This window comes from Rhodoferax sp. GW821-FHT10B06, assembly GCF_059415605.1.
On sequence record NZ_JBWKNO010000024.1, the window covers coordinates 34729 to 58808 of the forward strand.

The 24080-nt window shown below is 61.3% G+C and carries 28 protein-coding genes; 14 read left to right on the plus strand and 14 right to left on the minus strand.

The features are described 5' to 3' along the window. Positions 1 to 31: 31 nt before the first annotated feature. The 11 genes from AC07O2_RS24480 to AC07O2_RS24530 form a co-directional block, all read right to left on the minus strand. Entirely contained in the window at positions 32 to 322 is a 291-nt protein-coding gene (locus AC07O2_RS24480; protein WP_495234758.1) for an EAL domain-containing protein, read from the minus strand. Next, complete coding sequence (locus AC07O2_RS24485) at positions 297 to 1454, minus strand: ABC transporter permease (protein ID WP_495234759.1); 1158 nt, start codon at positions 1452 to 1454, stop codon at positions 297 to 299. The genes AC07O2_RS24480 and AC07O2_RS24485 overlap by 26 nt, the downstream gene beginning before the upstream one ends. Before the next feature lie 86 nt (positions 1455 to 1540). After that, the gene (locus AC07O2_RS24490) at positions 1541 to 2461 is read right to left on the minus strand and encodes an ABC transporter ATP-binding protein (protein WP_495234760.1); all 921 of its coding nucleotides are present in this window, start codon (positions 2459 to 2461) and stop codon (positions 1541 to 1543) included. Further along, positions 2461 to 3462: a BtrH-related acyltransferase DarH gene (gene darH / locus AC07O2_RS24495; protein WP_495234761.1), complete on the minus strand. Its 1002-nt coding sequence runs from the start codon at positions 3460 to 3462 to the stop codon at positions 2461 to 2463. The genes AC07O2_RS24490 and darH overlap by 1 nt, the downstream gene beginning before the upstream one ends. Next, positions 3459 to 3854 (minus strand): DarG family dialkylresorcinol biosynthesis protein, encoded by a 396-nt coding sequence (locus AC07O2_RS24500; RefSeq protein ID WP_495234762.1) that lies wholly within the window; start codon positions 3852 to 3854, stop codon positions 3459 to 3461. The genes darH and AC07O2_RS24500 overlap by 4 nt, the downstream gene beginning before the upstream one ends. Beyond that, on the minus strand, positions 3854 to 4987 hold the full coding sequence (locus tag AC07O2_RS24505) for a beta-ketoacyl-ACP synthase III (protein ID WP_495234763.1): 1134 nt from the start codon (positions 4985 to 4987) through the stop codon (positions 3854 to 3856). Before AC07O2_RS24505 ends, AC07O2_RS24500 begins: the two co-directional genes overlap by 1 nt. Further along, complete coding sequence (locus AC07O2_RS24510; protein ID WP_495234764.1) at positions 4977 to 5966, minus strand: dialkylresorcinol condensing enzyme; 990 nt, start codon at positions 5964 to 5966, stop codon at positions 4977 to 4979. The genes AC07O2_RS24505 and AC07O2_RS24510 overlap by 11 nt, the downstream gene beginning before the upstream one ends. A 95-nt stretch (positions 5967 to 6061) precedes the next feature. Next, on the minus strand, positions 6062 to 6631 hold the full coding sequence (locus tag AC07O2_RS24515) for a hypothetical protein (protein ID WP_495234765.1): 570 nt from the start codon (positions 6629 to 6631) through the stop codon (positions 6062 to 6064). Next, complete coding sequence (locus AC07O2_RS24520; protein ID WP_495234766.1) at positions 6628 to 7695, minus strand: beta-ketoacyl synthase N-terminal-like domain-containing protein; 1068 nt, start codon at positions 7693 to 7695, stop codon at positions 6628 to 6630. The genes AC07O2_RS24515 and AC07O2_RS24520 overlap by 4 nt, the downstream gene beginning before the upstream one ends. After that, a complete protein-coding gene (locus tag AC07O2_RS24525) occupies positions 7692 to 7964 on the minus strand; it encodes an acyl carrier protein (RefSeq protein ID WP_495098715.1) in 273 nt (90 codons plus the stop codon). The genes AC07O2_RS24520 and AC07O2_RS24525 overlap by 4 nt, the downstream gene beginning before the upstream one ends. 105 nt (positions 7965 to 8069) lie before the next feature. Continuing rightward, positions 8070 to 8672: a phosphatase PAP2 family protein gene (locus tag AC07O2_RS24530; RefSeq protein ID WP_495234767.1), complete on the minus strand. Its 603-nt coding sequence runs from the start codon at positions 8670 to 8672 to the stop codon at positions 8070 to 8072. A 255-nt stretch (positions 8673 to 8927) separates the two neighbouring features. On the opposite strand from AC07O2_RS24530, the gene AC07O2_RS24535 reads away from it, so the two are divergent. The 14 genes from AC07O2_RS24535 to AC07O2_RS24600 all read left to right on the plus strand — a co-directional run bounded on the left by AC07O2_RS24535 (position 8928) and on the right by AC07O2_RS24600 (position 21660). Next, on the plus strand, positions 8928 to 9215 hold the full coding sequence (locus AC07O2_RS24535; protein ID WP_495098713.1) for a phosphopantetheine-binding protein: 288 nt from the start codon (positions 8928 to 8930) through the stop codon (positions 9213 to 9215). Then, positions 9212 to 9856 carry a COG4648 family protein gene (locus AC07O2_RS24540; protein ID WP_495098712.1) on the plus strand — a complete coding sequence of 215 codons (645 nt, stop codon included), beginning with the start codon at positions 9212 to 9214 and terminating at the stop codon, positions 9854 to 9856. Before AC07O2_RS24535 ends, AC07O2_RS24540 begins: the two co-directional genes overlap by 4 nt. Position 9857: 1 nt before the next feature. Beyond that, positions 9858 to 10445: a LolA-related protein gene (locus AC07O2_RS24545; RefSeq protein WP_495098711.1), complete on the plus strand. Its 588-nt coding sequence runs from the start codon at positions 9858 to 9860 to the stop codon at positions 10443 to 10445. 175 nt (positions 10446 to 10620) lie between these two features. Continuing rightward, positions 10621 to 11295 (plus strand): polysaccharide deacetylase family protein, encoded by a 675-nt coding sequence (locus tag AC07O2_RS24550; RefSeq protein WP_495098710.1) that lies wholly within the window; start codon positions 10621 to 10623, stop codon positions 11293 to 11295. A 120-nt stretch (positions 11296 to 11415) separates the two neighbouring features. After that, positions 11416 to 12609: a beta-ketoacyl-[acyl-carrier-protein] synthase family protein gene (locus AC07O2_RS24555; RefSeq protein WP_495234768.1), complete on the plus strand. Its 1194-nt coding sequence runs from the start codon at positions 11416 to 11418 to the stop codon at positions 12607 to 12609. Beyond that, positions 12606 to 13406 (plus strand): beta-ketoacyl synthase chain length factor, encoded by an 801-nt coding sequence (locus AC07O2_RS24560; RefSeq protein WP_495234769.1) that lies wholly within the window; start codon positions 12606 to 12608, stop codon positions 13404 to 13406. Before AC07O2_RS24555 ends, AC07O2_RS24560 begins: the two co-directional genes overlap by 4 nt. Then, on the plus strand, positions 13403 to 13867 hold the full coding sequence (locus AC07O2_RS24565) for a hotdog family protein (protein ID WP_495234770.1): 465 nt from the start codon (positions 13403 to 13405) through the stop codon (positions 13865 to 13867). Before AC07O2_RS24560 ends, AC07O2_RS24565 begins: the two co-directional genes overlap by 4 nt. Continuing rightward, positions 13864 to 15222, plus strand: a complete 1359-nt coding sequence (locus AC07O2_RS24570) for an AMP-binding protein (RefSeq protein WP_495234771.1) — start codon at positions 13864 to 13866, stop codon at positions 15220 to 15222. The genes AC07O2_RS24565 and AC07O2_RS24570 overlap by 4 nt, the downstream gene beginning before the upstream one ends. Before the next feature lies 1 nt (position 15223). Then, complete coding sequence (locus tag AC07O2_RS24575; RefSeq protein WP_495234772.1) at positions 15224 to 15523, plus strand: 3-hydroxyacyl-ACP dehydratase FabZ family protein; 300 nt, start codon at positions 15224 to 15226, stop codon at positions 15521 to 15523. Further along, complete coding sequence (locus AC07O2_RS24580; RefSeq protein ID WP_495234773.1) at positions 15520 to 16452, plus strand: lysophospholipid acyltransferase family protein; 933 nt, start codon at positions 15520 to 15522, stop codon at positions 16450 to 16452. Before AC07O2_RS24575 ends, AC07O2_RS24580 begins: the two co-directional genes overlap by 4 nt. Continuing rightward, positions 16449 to 18806: an MMPL family transporter gene (locus AC07O2_RS24585; RefSeq protein ID WP_495234774.1), complete on the plus strand. Its 2358-nt coding sequence runs from the start codon at positions 16449 to 16451 to the stop codon at positions 18804 to 18806. Before AC07O2_RS24580 ends, AC07O2_RS24585 begins: the two co-directional genes overlap by 4 nt. 109 nt (positions 18807 to 18915) lie before the next feature. After that, positions 18916 to 19740, plus strand: coding sequence for a beta-ketoacyl synthase chain length factor (locus AC07O2_RS24590; protein ID WP_495234775.1), 825 nt, complete (start codon positions 18916 to 18918; stop codon positions 19738 to 19740). Further along, positions 19737 to 20456 (plus strand): 3-oxoacyl-ACP reductase FabG, encoded by a 720-nt coding sequence (fabG, locus tag AC07O2_RS24595; RefSeq protein WP_495234776.1) that lies wholly within the window; start codon positions 19737 to 19739, stop codon positions 20454 to 20456. Before AC07O2_RS24590 ends, fabG begins: the two co-directional genes overlap by 4 nt. Positions 20457 to 20469: 13 nt before the next feature. After that, a complete protein-coding gene (locus AC07O2_RS24600; protein ID WP_495234777.1) occupies positions 20470 to 21660 on the plus strand; it encodes a 1-acyl-sn-glycerol-3-phosphate acyltransferase in 1191 nt (396 codons plus the stop codon). On the opposite strand, the gene AC07O2_RS24605 is transcribed toward AC07O2_RS24600, so the two are convergent. From AC07O2_RS24605 to AC07O2_RS24615, 3 genes are all read right to left on the minus strand, one after another. Next, a complete protein-coding gene (locus AC07O2_RS24605; RefSeq protein ID WP_495234778.1) occupies positions 21633 to 22439 on the minus strand; it encodes a class I SAM-dependent methyltransferase in 807 nt (268 codons plus the stop codon). The genes AC07O2_RS24600 and AC07O2_RS24605 overlap by 28 nt on opposite strands. Before the next feature lie 87 nt (positions 22440 to 22526). After that, positions 22527 to 23297: a glycosyltransferase family 2 protein gene (locus tag AC07O2_RS24610; protein ID WP_495234779.1), complete on the minus strand. Its 771-nt coding sequence runs from the start codon at positions 23295 to 23297 to the stop codon at positions 22527 to 22529. Positions 23298 to 23300: 3 nt separating this feature from the next. Continuing rightward, positions 23301 to 24068: a lysophospholipid acyltransferase family protein gene (locus tag AC07O2_RS24615; RefSeq protein WP_495234780.1), complete on the minus strand. Its 768-nt coding sequence runs from the start codon at positions 24066 to 24068 to the stop codon at positions 23301 to 23303. Positions 24069 to 24080 lie beyond the last annotated feature (12 nt).

The following is a 24080-nucleotide window of genomic DNA, read 5'->3' on the forward strand; positions in this document are numbered from 1 at the left end:
CGTCCCCATCCTGACGCAGATGTCAACCATGTTATCGGTTCAACAGCCCGATAAACGCATCTGCCGCTACCGCTTTGCTGAAATAAAAACCTTGCGCATCGGTACAGCCTCGGGATAGCAGGAAATCGCTCTGCTGCATCATTTCGACGCCCTCCGCCACGACCTTCAGATCCAGGCCATCGGCCATGGCAATGATCGCGGAAACCAGCGCAGTGGCGTTGCGGTCCTGGCCGATCCCGCGCGCAAAAGATTGGTCAATTTTCAACACCTGAATTGGAAAGCGCGGGATTTCTGCATCAAACCCGACGCCGGAACAGGCCAAAGGCGATCATCAACATCAGCACGGCAAAACCAGCCAGCCGCCCGACCTGGGGCAGCACGCTGGCAACATCGCCGCTGCGTAACAGCACATGGAGCAGGCCTTCCAGCCCCCAGTTCATGGGAGAGTAGCCGGCAATTTTTTGCATGACAGGCGGCATGACAGACAGTGGCACCATCACGCCGCCCAAAGCCGCCATCAGCACATTAAGAATAGGACCCAGGGTGGCCGCTTGCGCATGGGTACTGACCAGGCAGGCCACGGCCAACGCCAAGCTGACAGCCGCCAGACTGATCGCCAGCAGCATCAGCAGCAACGCCCCCCAATGCACACCCTGCAGCGACAGGCCTTCGCCGCCGATCCAGGGCATGAGCCAGACGCCGACCGCCAGCATCAGCGCCGCCTGCACACCGTTGACCGCCAAATAGGGGCAAATCTTGCTCACGATCAACTGCCACGGCCGGGCCCCCAGGCTACGCAAGCGCGCCAGTGCGCCGCAGGCACGCTCTTCCACGAACAAGCCAGCGATGGAGGCGACCACAAAAAACATGCCGAACACCAGCCAGGCCGGCACGTTTTGCTGCACCGCGGTCGGGCGTGGCCCCTGCGCCATGCGCTCGGCCGCCACCGGTGCATCGCCGGTCAGAGCAGAGGCATTCACATTCAGTTTGCGGGGGAGTCTGGCTACCAGGCCTTCCACTCGCAGTTGCGTGGCGATGGCGAGCAGGTTCATGCGCCTGGTTTCGAACACGCTGTTGTCCAGACCCGGCTCAGCAAGCAAGCGCACCTTGGCCTCGCCTTGGCTGCCGAGGTCGTCCATCACCTTGGAGAAACCTGCTTCAATCAGCAGCACATATTTCAGGCGGCCGGAGTGCACTTCGTCTTGCCATTTCTCGGGTAAAGGCTGCGCGGCACCGGCTTCCTTGGCCCAGCGCTCGACCAGTTGGGTGGCGGTTTTACCCTGGTCCTGATTCACGACGGCATAGGTCAGGCTCTTGATGGACGGGGTGTAGACGTCCTTCAGCGCCATCGACATGACGATGATGAACACCATCGGCATGATGAACAGCGCACCCATCCCATGGATGTCGCGCGACAGGGCCAGCAGCTCTTTCTTCATCAAGGCCAGCAGCATGTCAGTACCGCCCGGCCGCCCGTAGGCACTGACCCGCCCCCTTGGGGGGCGGCGATACGCGTAGCGATGAGCATGAGGGTTTCATCCTAGTCCCGCAAAGAATGGTGGGTCAGCGACATGAACAGTTGTTCCAGATCGGCATGCCCAAAGCGTGCATGGCTCACCACCAGGCCAGCGGCATCCAGAGCCGCAATCACCGCGGCGAAATCGCGTCGCGAAGCCAGCGTGAGCTGCATGCCCGCACGCTGGGGGCTGACGTCACCAAATGCAGACAACAGGGTTTGCAAGCGTTCAAGTGCATCACCTTCCACCGCCAGCTGCAATTGCGTAGCACCGGTGGCGAGCAGTTCGCTCAAGACACCTTGCCTCAGCACCCTCCCCTGGTCGAGGATGACGACGCGATCGGCAATGGCCTCCACCTCTTCCATGTAGTGCGAGGTATAAATCACCGCGCAGCCATCCTGCGCCAGCTGCTTGATCGCTTCGAGCAGAAAGGCCCGCGATTGCGGATCGACCCCGACGGTGGGCTCGTCGAACAGCAGCAATTCGGGACGGTGCAGCAAGGCAATGGCCAGATTGAGCCGCCGCTTGAGACCGCCGGACAAGCGATCCGCGCGCACCGTGGCGTAGCGCTCCAACTGGGCGAACGCCAAGCACTCAGCGATGCGCAATTTTTTTGCGCGCCCCGACAAACTGCCGGTGCCGGCGAAACAAGCCAGATTCTCAGCCACGCTCAAGCTGGGATAAAAAGCGTATTCCTGCGGCGCCACGGCAATGCGTGTCGGCTGGCGGGCGCGCTCCGCGTCCAAGGGTTGTTGATCGAGGGTGATGTCGCCTTGCTGGATCGGTAGCAGCCCGGTGAAATGCGCAATCAGCGTGGTTTTGCCGGCGCCATTGGGGCCCAGCAAGCCCAGCACTTCGCCGCGCCGGGCCTCGAACGACACGTCCTCCAGCGCCGCCACGTTCGCGGTGGGATAACGAAAGCTCAGCTTGCGGATGGCGAGCATCAGGCCACGGCGCGCTTCAAGGTCCGGAAGAATTCGGTCTCGTGCTCGGCCTGGGTACGCAGCATCTCGGCCAGCCGCTTCGGCTCGAAGAGCTCGCGGCCTTTGATCATGCGCGCCGCCTTCAGGGCAAATTCACGCCAGCCATCGCCGATTTCGTTCAGGCGTTCCGACAAGCCTGCAAGCTCGGCAAGGCCGGTGATCTGGGCCGCTTCCTGCAAAAAGGCGGCATAGATAAAACGGAAACCCGCCCCGCCGGTGCCGATCTCTTCCTGCATGCGCACGATGTTGCCGACGTAGTTGAGGCTGTGCTCCGAAGTGTCAAGCCGGGCGACCTTGTTCGCCAGCATGCGCATGCCCCGCACGCCGATAATGGGAATGGGGCCCAACATGATGCGCACCGTTTTCTTGATCGCGCTCTTGACAGCTTGCGCGCTGACTTCGGTGCGGCCGATACGCTCCAGGCAATACAGCATGCCCTTGGGCGCAAGCACGCCTTTGGCAAAACGGGCGCGCTGCAGGTCAGCGCTGGCACAGCGTTGCGGTAGATCCGCTACCGGATCGCTGATCAGATAGTCGTCGCCCTCTTTGCCATACACCAGCAAGTTGTGCGCGTTGAAGTGAAAGCGCATGTCTTCGGGGAAATACGGCAGCCAGAACACCGAGGTTTGCAGGCCGACCACCTTGCTCTGCGCCAGCAAGGCATCGAGTCTGCGCATGCCCGCGTCGGGGGTACTGAAGGTTTCGAAATTGAAATGCGCCTGAAACGGTTTGCGCATGCCCTTGAGGATGAACTTGGGCGGCATGCGGTACGCGATAAGCGGAAAGCCGGTGAGCTTGACAAAGGGCAGATAGGCGAATGACAAGGCTGAAGACAAGCCGAAAGCCATGGCTTCAGAGAGCTTCACGCCGTGGTGCGTCATCAGGTTCGCGGCGGCGCCGCTCTCGCAATGCGCAGCATGTCGATGCTGGAAATTCTTGGCGATGGTACTGATGGTGCTCATGGCAATACCTGTAACTGTGCGACGCTCAGACCGAGCGCTTCGGCGTAACGAGCCAACACGCTGGGCGATAGCCGCTTGAAACGTTGTGGGTTGAAGTGTCGGCGAATACGCCATTGCCAGAGGCCGCTGATTTGCGACAGCAGCGGCACATCCATGCGCCGCGCGCACATCCAGTACTCCAGCGGTGAACTATGACCAGCAAGCACTCGCTGTTTGGCATCGTCGGTCAATGCGGTCATTCTGTGGACGGCCTGCAGGGTCACGGTTTCATCCACCTCCGAGCCGCGCGAGGGAACAATCACCATTTTTCCAGAGGCATCTTTGGCATACAGCGCCTTGCGATGGCAGCCCAGCGTACGGTTGCCTTCTTGCGGCACGTCATTCACGTCCATCAGACAGCCTCCATAAAGATGAAGCCACTAGAGAATCGGCCGCTTTCCGGGATAAACATCAAGATAGTATGGCCCTTCTGGATACGTCCGGAACGGAACAGCTCATCGAGCATGATGAAGGCTGACGCAGAGCCGGTGTTGCCCTTTTCGGCCAGGTTGGTGAACCAATTCTCCGCGGGAATGTTCAAGCCGGCTTCGGCCACCCCCGCGGCCAGCGGCTCGGCGAAATATAGAGAAGAGTAGTGCGGCAGGAACCAGTCGATGGGCCGGTCGGCCAGCCCGTGCTTCTTCACCAGCTCGCGCAGCGGTTCGGTGAGCGTGGCGCGCACCACATGTTCGTTGAGCAGCTTCACATCCTGCTTCACCGTGAACACGGAACGTGTCGCCAATTCCTGGTTCGAAAACAGCTGCCATCCGGTCAGGGAGTCATCGTCGTTCTTCTCTGCGCCGGAATACATGCAGGCGGGAAGTTCATGCGCGGCGGAGGACAACTCCACCCACAACACTTTCAGGCTGAGCGGCCCGCTTGGCTTGTTCTCCAGCAGCACGGCACCCGCGCCGTCGGACAACATCCAGCGCAAGAAATCTTTCTCAAAGGCGATCTCGGGTCGCTCTTCCAACGCATGGACTTTGTGCTCAGCTTCGGCATCGAAGTTGCGGGCGCGCAAAGCAAGCGACGCCATCTCGGAGGCCACCGCCACGGCACGCTGCGCATCACCCGCACGCACCGCCAGCCAGGCGTACTTGAAGGCCGCCCCACCGGCCAGGCAGATACCTGCCAACGACACCACTTCCAGCCGTGGCCAGCCCAAGGCACCGTGCACCATCACACCATGCGCCGGCATCAATTGATCGGGACGCGAGGTGGAGGCCGCCAGGCAGTCTACGGCGCCCACATCGCCCAGGGCCCGCACCGCTCTGGCGGCTAACTCAGCGTTTGACATCACCGGCTCGCCCGTAACACGGTCAAGCGCATAGTGGCGACTCTGGATACCGTTGTTGCGCAACACGATACGCCGAGCCCGTGAGGCACGTCCACCGATCATGCCAAGCACCGCTTCCATGTCGTCGTTGGCCACGGGCTCCAGTGGCAGGTAAGCCGACGTGCGCGTCAGAAAAACCTCATTGCTCATACACAGACATCCTCTCATTACCGGAACCCGACGGCGCGTCAAACGTTTGCTTGAGCACGGCGAAGCGCCGTAGCAAGAAAGGCCGCAGGAGAGTCTGTATCAGCAAGCTCAGAGGCACAACGGTCAAAATCAAGGTGACCAAAAAAACGACATACAAAACAAGGAAGGGACGACGACGCAACTGCCCGGGTTCACCCACGGCGCGCAGCAACTTGCCCCATAGGTAGAAGCTACGCGTTCCGGCCTTCTCGCTGAACAGCAGATGCGGATCGGCATCCACCGCTTTCAAGCCGGTGAGAAGGGGCGCAGTGCCACACTCCTGATCGTTTTTCAAAGCGTCGCGCAGCGCAAAACCAAAGCGGCTTGTCGCCTTGATGCTGTCGGCATCCACACCTGCTGCCGGCAGCCCCGGCAGGAAATCGCGCTTGCCGCTGAAAAGCCACAATGGTGTGGTAAACAAGGTGGTCATGGTGGGGCTGGGATCGACTAGCGCGACGTTGTCAAGCAAACGCGCACCACAGGCTTCCAGCAGCCCCTTCATCTTGCTCTGCGCCAGCAGCCACATATTGCGGCAGGCAATGACGGTGACCACCGGCTTGCCTGCCAGCAGTTTCTTGGCCAGCGGGTGTTTAAGGAAAGCGGTGACCGGCAATGATGGCGCGAGAAACCAGACTTGGTACGGCAGAATCACCAGATCGAAATCCTCATCTCCACTCAGGGACATCGGCAGCAAGGCTGGCGCGACCATGTGGGCAGCTTCGGGAAAGGCATCGAAGAAGCTGAAAAAACTCCACGGAAAAGGATAAGGCGCAATCGGATGCAGGGTCTCGATATGGACGGCGATGCTGCTGTCCCGTTGCAGTGGTTCGACGATACGCTGTGTAATCTCGGCGAGCTGCCCGGTCTGCGAGTAGGACAGCACCAGGATGCGCTTGACCGGGGCATGGAAGAGGGATTCGATTGTGTTCAATGGCGCCATGCAACGGTTATGTCATCTCTGGTTGATGGAGATTGAAAAATGGCACAAATTTTATCATTTGCTCCCTTTGCTCCCTTGGGCATTCTTACCCCCCATCACGCCCCACCAGGCAAGAACATTGCATCTGAAAATGCAGGAACAAGACCCTGTGTTTGCGGCCCGCCACGGCGAAGACGCACCCAGTTCGTCGAGCCACGATTCGCATCGTCCCCATTACTTACGTCGCCCACATCATCCACCCAGCCGATCAGCGCGCCGCCATCACCGGCCTGGGCTTCCGCCAGGCGCAGCAAGTCCTGTGCCCGCGCTCCCGCGAAAAAGCAGGCATGGCCTTCCCAGTTCAACTGCGCCGACACCATGGCCAGCAACTGGCTCGGCTGTGTCTGCAAGAACGTCAGCGGCATCGGCAGACCTGCACGCATCTGCTCCAGGGCAATACCGGTCGCGACATGGGTGCCGCTCCGACTGGTCAGCAGCAGGATTGCATCCTGTGGCAGGGTCATCTCACCCGCATCCGCCATGCAGCACAAGGCGCCATACAGCCCCAACTCCGCCCAAGCACCGATGCGACGGGGCTTCGCGACCAGCTTTTGTGCCAGTTGTTCGCGCCAGTCTGCGGGGGGCGGCGCGGCGATGCAGCGGCCACTGATGAAGAGGCCTTTCATGCGCGCTCCAGCACGACTGCGGCATGGCTGCCACCGAATCCGAGTATGGTCGCCATAACACGGCGCACAGAATCCGGCTGATGCGCGACCAGATCGACGCCTAAGGTCGTATCCACCGTATCCGGATAGGTGGGCCATGCACCGTGACCGTGATCCAGGCAGGTGGTGAGCAGCGCGATCTCCGCCGCGCCGGACGCGCCCATGGTGTGTCCGATCGCGGCCTTGAGCGAGACCAAGGCCGGCATGACTTGAAACGTTTCATGCAGCCCTTGCGCCTCGACCGCATCGTTGGCCGGGCTGCCCGCAGCCTGCACCTTGATGAGATCAATTGCGTCCGTGGTCAAGCCGCATTGCGCCAGTGCGCGTTGGGTCATGCTCGCCACAACCGCGGCCGAAGCCCCGGTCGGTTGCTTGCCATCCACCACATTCGCACCGCCCAACATTTGCCAGCGCGACGACTCGCGTGTAGAAAGCCTCAATGCTGCGACCGCCTCACCTAATACCAGGCCATCGCGATGCGCACCAAAGGGTTGACTGCGGCTGGAGGAAAGCAATTGCAGGGCAGCAAAGCCGCCCAAGGTCAGCTGGTTGTCCAGCTCCAGACCCAGAACCAGCGCCTCATCTTCCTCGCCTACGCTCAGCAGGGCATGGGCCGCGAGCAGGGCATTCAGGCTAGAGGTGCAGGCCGTGTTGACCAGGTACACCGGCCCCGTCCAGTCCAACCAGGCCGCGATCCTGTCGGAGAACGCGCTGTAGTCCAGTTGTGCGGCGCCATGTTCCACGGCCCCGATGTCGAACGACGAAGTGGCGATGAACAAAGCACCACCGCAAGCCTGTTGCGCGCCCGCCTCAGCCCCCACGCGCTGCACGAGCGCGCGCGCGCGCTCGTTCCAATCATTGCCAACGCAAGAAATGGCGCAATAAGGGTAGCTGGCAGCGCCCTCCCCGTTCAATGAATAATTTGCCGTAGCGAAGCCGCCTTGGCGCAGCGCCACCAGCGCCTCCCCCAGCTCCAGTCCCAGCGCACAGGCCAGTCCGCGACCCGGGAGATACACCGGCTTCATGCAGGTTGGTGGCTACGTAGATATTCGGCCAAGGTCTTCAACGAGACCAAAGCGCGGCGCGTGTCTTTGCTGTCAGGCATGCGTACACGGTATTTTTTTTGAATCGCCATGGAGATCTGCAAGGCATCGAGCGAATCCAGATCCAATCTTGACTCAGGGCCGAACCACGGCTCGTCGTCGTGCAATCCGCCGACAGGTTCTGCCTTGTCGACAGCGGCAAGAATGTGCGCTTTAAGTTCAGCGCGAAATGCGATGTCGTGATCATTCATGGTTTAAAGAAAGCCCGCCACTTCATATGCATGGGGTTCATCACCTTGCCAGGCCATATGGGATAAATATCAATCATCGCACGCCATGAACGCCACATTTCATTTTTAAACCTGGCCACCCATACCCCTAGTCTGCCGTACTGACTGCAGCTTGCGATCGAACCAACGCGAGGCCAAGGCAAACACCATACCCAGCACAGCACCGGCCAGCACATCCAGCGACACATGCTGCTTGGTGGCCATGGTGGAATACAAAATGGCAATGCCCCACAATATCTGAATCGACTGCGTACGCCACCCCAGGCGCGCCTCGCACGCCAACCAGTACAACCAGAAACTCGCATACACCGCCGCCGCCACATGCAGCGATGGACAGGCGTTACCGGCCGCATCCACCCCTTTGAGAAAAGCTACTTGGGGATACTGCGCCCAATCGATATCGGCCGGTGGCACTGCAGTCGGAAACCAATAAAAAAAAGACAAGGCGAGCAAGCACATGGCGCCAATCCAGAACCCGAAGTTAAGCAGTCGGGTACGCGTTGGCATCAAGGTCACCGGCAGCGAACAATAAATCCAAAGTGACAAATAAGGAATCAGGGCCAGTGGTGCAAAACCGATCCAGTGGTCCACCACCGTCAGCGGCATGATGGTTACCGGGAACGCTGGGTTCTTCAGCAAAAAGAAGTAAGCCCAAAAGAAAAGCGACATGAATGCACTGGTGCCAATGAATTTGAACCAGAAGTCATTCAAAAATTTTTTGCGCCAATCAACAGCAGGTTGGGCATGGGAATTGGTCGGCATGCTGGTGGGTTAGAATTAAAGCTATTTGTGATAGCGACCAAATCGCGCATTGCTACAAATTGCAACAAACTCGGCAGCAAGAATCTTTAACTAGAAGCGCTGCCACCGGTATCAGGCCATGTCGCGCCGCGAACCGATTATTCCACGAAACCTTTTTGCACAATGACTAACCCATCCAGTGCCGCCAAGACCATTGCAGAACTTGAGCACGAGGTTGCACAACTCATAGTCTCGGCGCTGAATCTTGAGGTCGCACCAGAGAGTATCGAAGCTGACTCCGATTTGTACGGCGATGGTTTAGGCCTGGACTCCATCGATATCCTGGAAATTGCGCTGGTGGTGTCCAAACAATATGGCATTCAGATGAAGACCGAAGGTGACGACAACTTCAAGATCTTCAAATCGCTGCGTAGCCTGAGTGCCTATATCGCGGACAAGCGCACCAAGTGAACCGGCTCACGCGGTTGTTGGTGATCGCGACGATCGCCATCGCAGGCGCTGCATATCTGGTTTTCAGCCACCTGCTGACCATCGACGAACGCCCCAGCTTGCTGATGCTTGCGCTGGGCGTCACACCGCTGACGGTCATGGCCTTGCTGGCTGCATGGCATTCCCGCATTCGCTGGTTGGCATTGGCCCTGCTTGCCGCACTGGCGCTTACCGTGCTGCTGCATCTCGATGAGTTGCGCAACCACATCAACTGGCTGTATTTCGTGCAGCATGCCGGCACCATGGTTCTGCTGGCCACCACATTTGGCAGTACCCTGGGAGGTGGTGACGCCGACGCACTGTGCTCACGCGTCACACGCCTGATGCTGCAGGGACCGGCCGATCCGGTCTACATGCGCTACACATGGAAAGTCACGCTGATCTGGACCGTGTACTTTGTTGCCAGCGGAGTCGTGTCGGTGGGCCTGTTCTTCTACGGGCCTATTACCGCCTGGTCCTACTTCGCCAACCTGCTCACCCCTGTGATCGTCGGGCTGATATTTGTCATCGAATACCTGGTTCGTGTGCGGGTGCTGCCTGACCGCCCCCACTTCAGCATCGCACAGACTATCAAAGCCTATCGATCCTATGAGCAGCGCTGACATGCCATTGCCGACATTCCTTCTCCGACTGCAACTGTTCGCCGCCTTCGCCGGCATGGCCTTGTGCGCCAGCAGCCATGCCGGAGACTGGGCACTATCCGATCTGATGCATTTGCTGGCCCAAAAGAATTCCAGCAAAGCCAATTTCGTCGAGAAAAAGTACATTGGCATTCTCGACAAACCATTGGAATCTTCCGGTGAACTGTCCTTCGATGCGCCCGACCGCCTGGAGAAACACACCCTCAAGCCACGCCCGGAAACCATGCTGCTGGACGGCGACAAGCTGACCGTCACCATGTATGAAAAGCGCCCCCTCAACCTGCGTCTGCAAGAGCACCCGGAAGTTGCCGCTTTGGTCGAGAGCATCCGGGGCACGCTCAGCGGCGACCAGACCGCCCTTGAAAAGAACTACACCGTCGACTTCACCGGCACGCAAGACAAATGGCAGCTGACACTGACGCCGGTGCAAAAATCAGTAGGCAAGGTCGTGCGCCAAGTCCGTATTGGCGGTGCCGACGCGAACATCAAGGCCATCGCCTTTGACCAGGTCGATGGTGACCGCCTCGAAATGACGATCTCCAATAAGTGATCGCACCTTGAACAGCACAAGGCCAGCGCAGACCGACCCCACGAGGCCACGCACCTGGCGCCCCGGGCCGTTTCTACTGATCCAGCTAGCGCTGCATGGCGCAGCACTGTTGCTACTGGTAATCCACCCACAGGAATGGCGTTGGGCTGCAGCCACCATCTTACTGAGTCAACTGATGTTGACCGCTGCCGGCCTGTGGCCACGCAGCACCTGCCTGGGTGCCAACCTGGTGCGTCTCCCCAACGCCGCGGTGCAGCGGGCCGAAGTGGCCATCACCATCGATGACGGCCCCGATCCCCAGGTGACCCCGCAGGTCCTATCCATCCTGGCGCGGCACGGCGTCCACGCTACGTTTTTCTGCATTGGCGAGCGCGCCGCTGCGCATCCAGAACTGTGCCGAACCATGCTGGCTGCCGGGCACCGCATTGAAAACCACGGGGCACGCCACCCGACACTCCTGTCGCTTTCAGGCCCCACAGGCTGGCGCCGCGAAATTCTGGACGGTCAACACATCCTGCAGCGCATCACCGGCCAAACTCCGCGCTTCTATCGCGCAGTCGCCGGCCTGCGCAACCCCTTTCTGGACCCGGTACTGCATGGCTTGGGCCTGCAGCTAGCCAGTTGGACGCGCCGTGGTTTCGATACACGGGAGCGAGATCCTGACAAAGTATTGCAGCGACTGACCCACCAACTCGCCGCCGGCGATATCTTGCTGCTGCACGACGGCAATGCCGCACGCACGCCTGCGGGCGAGCCCCTGATCGTGAGCGTGCTACCCAGGTTGCTGGAGGCCATCCGGGCGCGCGGACTATCGCCTGTCACGCTGGCCCAAGCCTGTAAGCAGCCCTGAAACTGAAACTTCTGGATGTGGGCTGCCACTGAGCGCAGGCGCCCCGTTTGGCAGCGCCTTGCGGACCGAACACCTGCCCTGGTCAAGTAAAATTTCAGCGTTCCATCATGTGAATTTGCCGTGCAGCCATTATTAGTAAAAACATTCACGACCACCACCGCATTGGGGCGCGGCATTGCCGACACCCTGAGTGCGTTGCGCGCACAGCGCAGTGGCCTGCAGGCGCGCTCCTGGGAAACGGTGAACCTGCCCACCTGTGTGGGCGAGGTCGACGGCCTGGATGCGGTGGCCATGCGCGCCGACATGCAGGACTTCGACTGCCGCAACAACCGCCTGGCCCAGCTCGCCCTGGAGCAGGACGATTTCATGCAGAGTGTGCAAGCCGCTGCCGAACGCTACGGCCGAAAACGCATCGGTGTGTTCCTGGGCAGCAGCACTTCGGGCATTCTGAGTTCGGAGCAGGCCTATCGCCAGCGCGACCCTGTCAGCGGCGCCCTGCCCGTCAGCCACAGTTACCGGCATACCCACAACATGTTTTCCGTGGCGGATTTCGTGCGCCACTACACCGATATTCAGGGCCCTGCCTACGTGGTCTCTACCGCCTGCTCGTCGAGTGCCAAGGTATTTGGCATTGCCCAACGCATGATCGGCTGCGGCCTGATCGATGCAGCGGTGGTAGGTGGCGTCGATTCCCTGTGCCTGACAACCCTCTATGGCTTCAATTCGTTGCAGCTGATATCCAGCCGCCCCTGCATGCCCTTTGACGCCGAGCGCAACGGCATCTCGATTGGCGAAGGCGCCGCCTTCATCTTGCTCGAGCGTGCCGACCAGGCCCAGGCGGACGACATCCTGCTCAGTGGAGTCGGCGAATCCAGCGACGCGCACCACATGTCGTCACCCCACCCCGAGGGACTCGGGGCGCGCCTGGCCATGCAGGCCGCCTTAGACATGGCTGGCCTGCAGCCACAGGAGATTGGCTATATCAACCTGCATGGCACCGCTACACCCAGCAACGACGCCGCCGAAGATTTGGGCGTGACCGCGGTGTTCGGCACGACCACCCCATGCAGCTCCACCAAGGGCCATACCGGTCATACCCTGGGAGCCGCCGGCGGCGTGGAAGCCGTGATCTGCGCGATGGCACTGCGTCATAACTTTTTGCCTGGTGGCACCGGCACCAGTACCCTCGATCCACGCCTGCATTGCAATTACCTTTTGGCGAACCAGGAACTGGCAATTACCCACGCGCTGAGCAACTCCTTTGGCTTTGGCGGCAGTAATTGCAGTCTGCTGTTCTCCAGGAAAAGGGCATGACAGCCCTGCAGGTCTTTGTTGAAGGCGTCGGTTTATATGCACCTGGGCTCGATGGATGGGCACACGCCCGTGCCGTGCTCGCCGCGCCGCAAACCTACCATGCGAGGCCTTTGCAGTTGCCCAGCGTCGACTCCCTGCCGGCGGCGGAACGCCGTCGCCTGGGCATCACAGTCAAGCTGGCCATGGCGGTTGCTTATGACGCGGCCCTGCAGTCGCCGATCGATCTGCAGCATTTGAGCTCGGTGTTCGTATCGAGTGCCGGCGATTGCGACAACTGCCACCAGATCCTCGAAGCCCTGGCATCAAGTGACCGGGCCATTTCACCCACCCGCTTTCACAATTCGGTGCACAACGCGGCAGCCGGGTACTGGAGCATTGCCACCGGCAGCCGGCAGCCCTCCACCAGCCTGAGCGCGCATGATGCCGGCTTTGGTGCCGCGCTGCTGGAAACCGCCAGCCAGATCCGAAGCAACGCCCAGCCCTGTCTGCTGGTGGCGTTCGACACGCCCTATCCGCAACCCCTGCATGCTCTGAGCGGCGTCGCACACCCTTTCGGCATGGCCCTGCTACTGACACCGGAACGTAGCGCCACCACCCAGTGCCGCCTGACGCTGTCGCTGACCCAGGAAGCCGCCCACACCATGCCCATGCCCACCCCGGACCTCGAAGCCATGCGCCGCAACGTGCCCGCCGCGCGCGCACTGCCGCTGTTGTCGGCCCTGGCCATGCAGCAACCGCAAAATCTGATGATCGAATACCTGCCGGGGCTCAACCTTGCCGTCACGCTGCAACCATGAAGATCGACCGGACCTGGATTCAGCGTCACATTCCACACCAGGGCAGCATGTGCCTGCTGGAAGCGGTCAGGCGCTGGAACGACTCCGAAATCCAGTGTTGCGCCCACAGCCACGTGGCACCCGGCAACCCGCTGCGCAATGCGCACGGACTGCCCATCAGCGCCGGCATTGAATATGCGGCGCAAGCCATGGCGGTGCATGGCGCCCTGTTGGCTCCGGTGGACCAACTCCCGGAAGTCGGCTACCTCACCAGTGTGCGCAACGTGGAATGGTGGGCACCCAGGCTGGACGATGCGGGCCCTGAGCTCACGGTCCAGGCCAGCCGCATATCCGGAAACGAGGTGAGCCTGCTGTACGACTTCAGCATCCTTTGCGGTGACCGCCTGCTGCTGCGTGGCCGTGCTGGCGTGATGCTCAAGCCCCCGACAGCCCACCAGAATCCCCTTGCTCCCCTGCCATGAATACGCTGCCCCTACTACCCCTACCCGAATCACTGGCCACCCGCACCATCGCCTACCGCAACCAGCGCCCGGTCAGCCAGGCCGAGTTCCTGCGTGACGTCCTGGCCCTGGCTGCGCAACTGCCGCAGACCGGACATGCGTTCAACCTATGCAAGGACCGCTACTGGTTCTCGGTCGCCCTGTTTGCAGCCATCAGCCGCGGCGTGGTGAGCCTGCTGCAGAACTCCACGGCCCCCGAAAACATGGCTGCGCTGTACTCCGACTTCCCTGACGCCATCTGCCTGGACGAGCAGGTCACACCGGTGTTGGCGCAGATACCCAATGTGGTGGTTCCGCAGGCGGCCACGTCGGCATACGACGCCCCCCTGGAAATGCCACTGATACCGCGTACCCAGCAGATCGCCCGCATCTTCACCTCGGGTTCGACCGGCAAGCCGCAGGCCCATACCTTGACCTTCTGGCGCATGCACAAGTGCGCCATTGCCGAGGCCGAGCGCATGTGGGAGACCGCCGGCGGCCCCTGCTCGGTGCTAGGCACCGTGTCACCCCAGCACATGTTCGGACTGGAAGCGACGGTGCTGCTGCCCATCTTTGGAGGTGGTCAGTTCAGCGCGCGGCAACCATTCTTTCCAGCCGACGTAGCCAGCGCTCTGGCCGAACTGCCCGAGCCACGCCTGCTGGTTTCCACTCCCTTTCACTTGCGCAAGCTGATGGACGCGCAGATCCCATTGCCACGCGTCAGCGCCGTGCTGTCGGCCACGGCACCGCTGTCACTGGAACTGGCCAAGGAGGTCGAAGCCCAATTGAACGCGCCCATGGTGGAAATCTATGGCTCCACCGAAACCGGTGCGCTGGCGACCCGGCGTCCGACCCAGGGAACCGAATGGGAAACCTATTCCGGCATTACGCTGCGACAGGACCAGGGCCAAGACCAGACCTGCGCCCATGCCGAACACTTCGACGCACCACAAACACTCAACGATGTGGTGGAGCTGCTGAGTCCACACCGCTTTCGCCTGCTGGGTCGCAACTCGGACATGATCAACATCGTCGGCAAACGCAATTCGCTGGCGTTTCTCAACCAACTCCTACTCAGCCTGTCCGGCGTGGAGGACGGCGTTTTCTGCATGCACGAAAGCGCATCGGCCGACGAAACACCGCGGCTGATCGCCTTTGTCGTGGCCCCCTCGCTGACGAGCACAACCATCATGGCCAACTTGCGCCAGCATGTGGACCCGGTATTTCTACCTCGGCCCCTGGTCTTTCTTGCGACCCTGCCGCGCGATGCCAACGGAAAAGTAACCGCATCGACCCTGGCCGAACTGCGTGCCAAACACCTTGCCACGAAAACCTGAGATGCCCGTCGTACCCCTGCCATTTGCCGCGGACCACCCGGCGTTCCCGGGCCATTTTCCGGGGCGCCCGATCGTGCCCGGCGTGCTGCTGCTGGATTGGGCGCAAACAGCAATTGAAGCCCAACTTGGCCATCAGGTCCAGGCCCTGGCCGAAGCCAAATTCCACAGCCCTGCTACCCCCGCGGATGCACTCGAACTCGACTTTGAAGTCGGCGTCTCCACAGTGCGCTTCGAAATCCGCAGCGCAGCCCGCAAGATTGCCAGCGGCCGCTTTCCCTTGCCCCCAAGTGCCGCCGCATGAGCGAACCAAACACTTCCAAACAGCTTGACGACAAGCTGGCGTGGATGCAGCGTAAGGAGCGCGGCAGCTTTTTCCTGCTCCAGCTGATGAGTCGCATTTCCTTGATTTTTGGACGCCGTCTCTCGCGCGCCGTAATCTATGGCATTGCCCTGTACTTTCTGCTGGCCGCACCAACCGCCCGCAAGGCTTCACGCAGCTACCTCGCTCGAGCCCTGCAGCGCCCCGCTACATGGGTCGATCTGTACCGACACATCCTGGCGTTTGCAAGCACCATCCATGACCGGTTCTACCTGCTCAACGGCCAAGTCAATCTGTTTGACATCCAGGTGTTTGGTGCAGAGCCGATCATCGACCACCAGGGCAGGGGCAAGGACCACGGCATGCTGCTGTTCGGCGCGCATATGGGCAGCTTCGAAGTCTTGCTGACCCATAGCCGCAGCAACCATCTCGACTCCTGCGTTGCGATGTACCCAGAAAATGCCCGGCAGCTCAATCGCGCGCTGGCGGCTATCAATCCAGATGCAATCACCGGCATCATTGCGTTGGGCCAAATCGACTCCATGCTGACCGTCCACCACAAGCTGGAAACCGGTGCCCTGGTCGGCGTCCTGGCCGACCGTGCGACCGGCCCGGACCAATACCTCACACTGCCATTCTTGGGAGCACCGGCACGCTTCCCCACCGGCCCCTTTCGCATGGCGGCCATGCTGGGGCGCCCGGTCTACTTCATGACCGGACTGTACTGCGGCGGAAATCGTTATGAGGTGCACTTCGAGCCGCTGGCCGACTTTGCCAACGTCACACGCAAGCAGCGCGATGAGGCGGTCCGCGACAGTTTGCAAAAATACGCCACGGCGCTGGAGCGGCACTGCAAGGCAGCGCCCTACAACTGGTTCAATTTCTTCGAATTCTGGGAGCCAGCACCATGAAAAACAAGCAGCATGTGCTGCCGCTCGTCCTCTGGCTGGCCGGAATGCTGGCCTGCCTGCTGGTGATCGTGCAAACCCACTTCGTGGCGGATCTATCGGCATTCATGCCCCGCACGCCCAACGCGCGCCAGCAACTCTTGATCGACCAATTGCGCCATGGCGCGGTGGCGCGGCTGATCATGATGGGCATCGAGGGTGGGGATGCCGCTGAACGCGCCCGCCTGTCACGCGCCCTCGCCAAGGAGCTGCAGCAGACCGGCCTGTTTGTCGCAGTGCAAAACGGGCAAGAAGAAACCCAGGAGCATGACCGCGCCTACTTCTTCGACAACCGCTATCTGCTCAGCCCGGCAGTCACGCCCGCGCGCTTCGAGGCCGACGGCTTGCACGCAGTGATCAGCAGCTCCATCGACGCGTTGTCCGGCGATGCGGGGATGACCATCAAGCGCCTGTTCGCGCGCGACCCCACGGGTGAAACCCTGCAACTGCTGGAGCAGTTTTCCGGCCTCAGCCAACCACAGAACATCGACGGCGCCTGGGCCTCGCGCGACGGAAAACGCGCCTTGCTGCTGGCCTTTACCCAGGCCGCCGGGTCCGACACCGAAGCGCAGTCCCAGGCGGTGAGCACGGCCCGCAGCTTGTTTAGCGCGCTGCCTGGACGCAGTGCGGACGCCCGCCTGGTGATGAGCGGTGCCGGTGTGTCATCGGCGGCCTCGCGCAACACCATTGAAGAAGAGGTCGGGCGCCTGGCCACCGCCAGTTTTGTGCTGGTGGTTTGCCTGCTGCTGGCGGTGTACCGCTCACCAATGCTGCTGGTATTGAGCCTGCTGCCCGTGCTGTCCGGGGTGGCGGTCGGCATTGCCGCGGTGAGCCTGGGCTTTGGCCAGGTGCACGGCCTGACGCTGGGCTTCGGCACCACCCTGATCGGCGAAGCAGTGGACTACGCGATCTACTTCTTCCTGCAACGCGGCAGCAGCCAGATCTCGGGCAGTTTCTGGCGCACCATCTGGCTTGGCGTGCTGACCTCGATCGCCGGTTTTGCCGCCCTGCTGAGCTCCAGCTTCCCCGGCCTGGCCCAGCTGGGCCTGTATTCCATCAGCGGCCTGGTGGCCGCCGTGCTGGTCACGCGTTATGTGCTGCCGGTGCTGACACCACAGCAATTGGCCTTGCGCGACCTCAGCCGGGTTGCCGCCAGGCTCGATCACGCCATCGGGCGCGCCGCCGCGCTGCGCTGGCCGGTGGCCGTGTTGGCACTGGTAGCCACCAGCGCCGTGCTGCTCCACCACGGCAGCATCTGGAACCGCCAACTCTCCGGCCTCAATCCGCTGCCAAAGTCCGAACAGCGGGCGGACGAACAACTGCGCGGCGACCTGGGCGGAACCAATACACGCTACATCATGGCGCTGACAGCCAAGAACCAGGAAACCGCGCTGCAACAGGCCGAAACGGCTGGCGCCGTGCTGCAAGGCCTGACGAAAGAGCAGGTGATCGCCGGCTTCAACTCCCCCGCCACGGTACTGCCCAGCCTGGCCATGCAGCGTGCCAGGCAAGCTGCACTACCCGACGAGGCACAGGCACAGGCCCGGTTGCAGCAAGCGCTGCAAGGCTTGCCGGTGCGGGCCGAGCGTCTGGGCGCGTTCCTGGCCGACCTGCAAACCGCAAAGCAACACCCGCCCTTGCAGCGCGTGGATCTGGATGGCACCTCGGCGGCACTGATGGTGGACTCGATGCTGGTGCCGCGCGCGTCGGACTACCTGGTGTTGATGCCCGTGCGACCCATGGACGAAGGCCCATTGGCGGACAACATCCCGCTGGACCAGGTGCATGCTGCGCTGCGCGCCAAGGGGTTGAACGACGCCGTCGTAATCGACATGCTGGAAGAGTCCAGCAGCCTGTTTGATGGCTATCGCCACGAGGCCCTGTGGCTGGCGAGCCTGGGCTGCCTCTTCATCCTCGCGCTGCTGATGGCTTCGCTGCGCTCCTGGGTTCGCACACTGCGGGTGGCCGCTCCGCTGGCTTGTGCCGTGGTGTCCGTCACCGCGGTTCTGCTGCTACAAGGCACCCAGCTCACCATCCTGCATCTGGTTGGCTTGCTGCTGGTGGTTGCCGTCGGCTCCAATTACGCCCTGTTCTTCGACCGCGGCGCACAGACCGGCAGCGCCTCCTATCGGCAGCAAACACAAGTCGCCCTGCTCGTCGCCAACCTGACGTCGGTGGGTAGTTTTGGTTTGCTGGGCCTGTCCAAGGTACCGGTACTCGCAGCCATCGGCAGCACCGTGGCGCCGGGCGCTTTTCTGGCCCTGGTCTTTGCCGCCATTCTGACGCGGGAACGCGTGGATGCGCAGCACACACCCTGAGACCACACGCCTCCTTCTCGGATTGATTGCAGGTGCCAGCACCTACAATCATTGGCTAACCACGGTAGACGGAGAGAAGACCACAGATGCAAAGCGCGATTGATCACAGATGACCACGCACAACATCTACCTCGACGGTGTCGGACTTCTCGGGCCTGGCCTGACGAGCTGGGAACAAGCCTGCGACGTGTTGACCGGACGACAAGCCTATGTCGCGGCGCCTACGGCATTGCCCGCGGTAGAAAAGCTGCCTCCCGCCGAACGCCGGCGGGTCGGCACGCCCGTCAAGCTGTCCATGGCCATCGGATTGGCGGCGGCAAACCATGCCGGAGCTGATCTTGCCCAACTGGCCACGGTGTTTTCCTCGACGGAAGCCGACTGCGACAACGCCCATGCCATCCTGGAAACCCTGGCCTCCCCCGACCGCGCCCTGTCCCCGACTCGCTTCCACAATTCGGTGCACAACGCAGCGTCCGGCTACTGGGGCATCGCCACCGGCAGCATGGAGCCCAGCACCAGCCTGAGCGCCTTTGATGCCACCTTCGCCGCCGGCCTGCTGGAAGCCGCCACCCAAGCCATCAGCAGTGGCAAACCTTGCCTGCTGCTGGCCTATGACACGGCATATCCCGAGCCCCTGCAGCGTCTGCGGCCGATCCCCGCTGCCATGGGTGTGGCCCTGGTTCTCAACCCCCGCCAGACGCCGACCGCCCGCGCACTACTGAAGCTGACACTTGGCGATACCACCGCGACGCGCATGCCCGAAGACGACCTAGAGCAGCTGCGCCTGAGCATTCCGGCTGCACGCAGCCTGCCCTTGCTGGCCCTGCTGGCGCAGGCTCGCAGCGGATCGGTGGTGCTGGAATACCTGGACACGCTGCGACTCGGCGTCGAGGTCTGCGACATCAACCCCACTACGCGGAGTCAACATCCATGAAGCGCGCCCTGGTCACCGGTGGCAGTGGCGCCATCGGAGCGGCGATCTGCCGCAGCCTCGCAGCCGATGGCCTGCATATGATTGTCCATGCCAACCGCAACCTCGCCAGCGCCCAAAGCCTGTGCGACGAACTGAAAAGCAGCGGCGGCTCGGCGCAGGCCGTTCAGTTTGACGTGACCGATGGCAGCGCCACCCAGGCCGCACTGGAAGCCCTGCTGGAGGACGGACCGATCCAGGTGCTGGTGAACAACGCGGGCATCCACGACGATGCGGTATTTCCCGGCATGCAGCGCCAGCAGTGGCACAGCGTGATCGACGTTTCGCTGCATGGCTTCTTCAACGTCACGCAACCGCTGTCGATGCCCATGATCCGCAGCCGCTGGGGCCGCATCATCAGTGTTTCTTCGATTGCCGGCATTACCGGAAACCGTGGCCAGACCAACTACGCCGCCGCCAAAGGCGCGCTGCACGCAGCGAGCAAGTCACTCGCGCTGGAGTTGGCCACACGCGGCATCACGGTCAATGCCGTCGCCCCCGGCATCATCAGCTCGGACATGACCAAAGACGTCTTTGACAGCACCGCCATTGCCAACCTGGTGCCGATGAAGCGTGCGGGCAAACCGGAAGAAGTTGCGGCGCTGGTGCGGTTTCTTGCCTCGGACAGTGCGGCCTACATCACCGGCCAGATCATCTCGGTCAACGGCGGTATGGTTTAACCTACCCCACAGGATGCAAGCCCGTCACCTGAACGCTGCAAACCTGAGCGCCACGAACCTGAACGCAACAACCCAGCGCACAGTGGACAGTCCCGTCGAATTTGCGGACAGCCGAGAACGTTTTTTTGCAAGCCCGCTTGCCAACACCATCTTGCGCTGGTGTTTTCCTGGTCTTTCCCGACAGGCCGTCATCGAGCAGACCAATGCCTTCCGCGGCACAGAGGACTTCCAGTTCGCCTATGTCAATCCGATGCTGCAGCGCATCCTGCGCGAAACCTCGCAAGGCCTGAGTATTTCTGGGTTGGACCGGCTCCCGATCGATCGCAAGTTTCTGTTCATCTCCAACCACCGCTGTATCGTCATGGATGCCGCGCTGGTCTCGCTGAACCTATTGGCCAGCGGACGTGGCACCTGCAAGGTCTGTGTTGGCGACAATCTGATGACCACACCCGGTGTTTCCGAGCTGATGCTGCTGCTCAATGGTGTGGTCATCAAGCGCAATGGCGCACGCCGTGATGTTTATGCCAACGCCCGGCAGGTGGCGGCCTACCTGGCTCGGCAAATCGATGAACAGCGTTATTCGATCTGGTTGTCGCAAAGCCCCGGACGCACCAAGGACGGCAACGACCACACCGACCCTGCCATCATCAAGATGCTGGGTCTAGCCGGTGCACGGACCTACACGGATTTCGAAAAACTACACATCGTGCCGGTTGCTGCCTCCTACGAATTCGAGCCGTGTGCCATCCAGAAGGTGCGCGAAACACTGCTGCGACGCACATGCGGTGAGTACAACAAGTCCGCAGGCGAAGACGTTGCGCAAATTCGTGACAGCCTGGTCGCAGACAAGGGCCATGTCCACCTGGCGTTTGGCGAGGAAATCCGCCTGGACGACGCCCCCGACGCCGACGTAGTACAGAAAGTCACGGACCGGATCGATGCACAAATCTGGAACATCTATCGCGTCTGGGACAGCAACCAGATCGCCCATTCCCTGCTGACCCAGGGCAACTGGGACCTGGGCACACCCTACGCACAAACATTCATGGACCTGATTGCCAGCCAGGTGACGGAGTTGACCAACATGGGATTGCCGAGCACTGCAGCGCGCGAAGCGCTCTTGCAGCTGTATGCACAACCGGTGTTCAACGCGCTAGGCGCCGCTGCCTCCCACTCCTATTCAAGGTCGCAGGGTAAGGCGTAGCCGCTGCGCTGGAACCATGTGACCAGGCTACGAAAATTGTCCTGCTGCGCAGCCGACAGCTTGGCAAACGTCTCCTTGGCACGTTGCAGCGTCTGCGCATCTATCGGGCGTTGGAATGAGCTTTTGAACACCACCATGAACGGCGCCAGCACCGTCACATGGCGTTTCATGTCCAAACCCAACGGTGCCACGGCAGCCGACAACTCTTCCACACTGAATGCGGCCCGTAGGGAGTTGAAGTAGTCCTCGGTGAATTGCACCGACTGCCGCAGGTCATCGGCAAAGAAGCGCTGGGTGCGGATCAGCTTGAGTCGCCCGAAATCCGTCAAATAGAAGCGCCCTTGCGGCGTCAACACGCGGCGAATCTCAAGCACCGTGGCGTGCAGCGCCGCCTGGTCTAGTAGATGGTGCAGGGACATGGTGCAAATCACGCAGTCCATGCTGGCATCTTCCAGCTTGGTCAGGCGGACCATGTCGCCGTGCACCAGTTCGACATTGCTGACACCTGCGCTCGCCAGTGCGCTCTGCGCACACTGCAGCATGGTGGGCGACGCGTCCAGGCCGACAAAGCGCGCGTCAGGATTCAGGCGTGCAATCTGCATCAGTTGCTGGGCCGGGCCGCACGCCAGATCCAGCACCCGATCGCCCGGCTGCAGGACCGCGCTAATCTGCAAGGCGTTGTACAAATAAAGAAACGCCAATGCCCCGTCTTGTTCGCCGGCCTGGGCAAAAGACGAAGTCTGCGCCACGCTTTCCATGACCAGGTCAGGTTCCGGCACCCTGGGCGGCTTACGCCAGGAAATTCGTTCGCGAAGAAGATGGGCCAAGACTGTTATGGACATATGCCTCTGCAGATTCTGGCCGATTCAAGCACTCAGTTTTCTAATGATCAGCGCCGGCAGGCGCAGCACGAACCCAATCATCAAACGGATATGCATCCAGGTCAGCAGCAGGTTGTCGCGACGGTAGTTGAAATGGGAAACCCCGCCCTCATGCGCCTGCAAATACTTCACCGGCGCGGGCAGATTGACCGGCACCACACCGCGCCAGCACAAGCGCACGGCGGCCTCGGGATCAAAATCAAAACGGCGCATCCAACGCTGGCCCCGCATCACGGCGCGTAACGGAACCACCGGATAAACACGAAAGCCGTACAAGGAGTCGCCTATGCCCGCCCACAAGGTTTCCAAATTTGCCCACCAGTTGGATATCTTGCGCCCCTGGACGCGCAACGCCGGCGCGCTAGCATCGAATACCGGCACACCTAACACCATGGCCGCGGGTGTCGCCTGGGAGCAACGCATGAAGGCTTCGATGAGATTCGCCGGGTGCTGCCCGTCGGAGTCCATGCATAAGGCATGGGTGAAACCCTGTTGCGCGGCCTGTTCCAGCCCATGCAACACAGCCGCCCCTTTGCCCTGGTTTTGCGGCAGCACAAAGACCCGCAGGCCGTCGTCCAGGTCGGCCATTTCCAGCAGGACGGCGGCGGTGCCGTCGGTACTGCCGTCAACCACCACCCACACCGGATTCCAGTGCGCGCGGGCCTGTGCCACGGTCTCATAAACCCGGGCGCCGGAGTTGTAACTGGGGATCAGCACCAGGTGGCTGGTGGACGGCCCTATACGCTCGGTGTGCATCGATCAGGCTCCTCCGGAGAGAGGCGTGATTTCACTACGAAAATAATCATGCAGGGTCACCGTGAATGCCTTGGGGTTGCTTGGTGGATCAAAGCGCCGGCCCAGACGGATGCGAAAGTGCATCGGCATGTCGGGTCGCTTCAGCCATGGCCAGCCCTTGCCCAAAAACCGGCTGTCCTGCTCGATGATGATGGTCTGAATCGGAATACCGGAGCGATAGGACACATAGGCCGCACCGATATGAAACTCACCCAGCGGCATTGGATCGCTGCGCGTCCCTTCGGGAAACAACAGCAATTGACTGCCGTGGTGCAATTCGTCCACCGCCAGATTGACCGAGCCAAGAAACAGGTCGTTGCGAATGTACCCTGCCAGACGGGCACCGGCCCCCCACAAGGGATTGCGCATCAGCGAGGCCTTGAGAATACAGGTCACATTCGGCAGCCGGGACAACACCATCAGCGCATCCAGCAGGCCCGGGTGATTGACAGCCAGGATCAAAGGACCGGCGCCGCGTAGGGCGTCCAGCACAACAATGTCGAAATGCGCCAGATCAATGACTTCCAACAGCCAAAGGTAGGCCCGAAACCCAAGTGTGGCCATGCGGCGCCCCGCCCACATGCCCCAACGGCTTGGCAAGACCAGGCTCAAGGGCAAAGCCAGAGCGGTCCAGGTCAAACACCCCACACCCAGTATCGCAAGTGCGAAACGCAGGCGAGCAGCAGCATACAGATGGCGAAAAAACAGCATCAAAAAAGCAGTATCCAACAAGCGTTAAACATC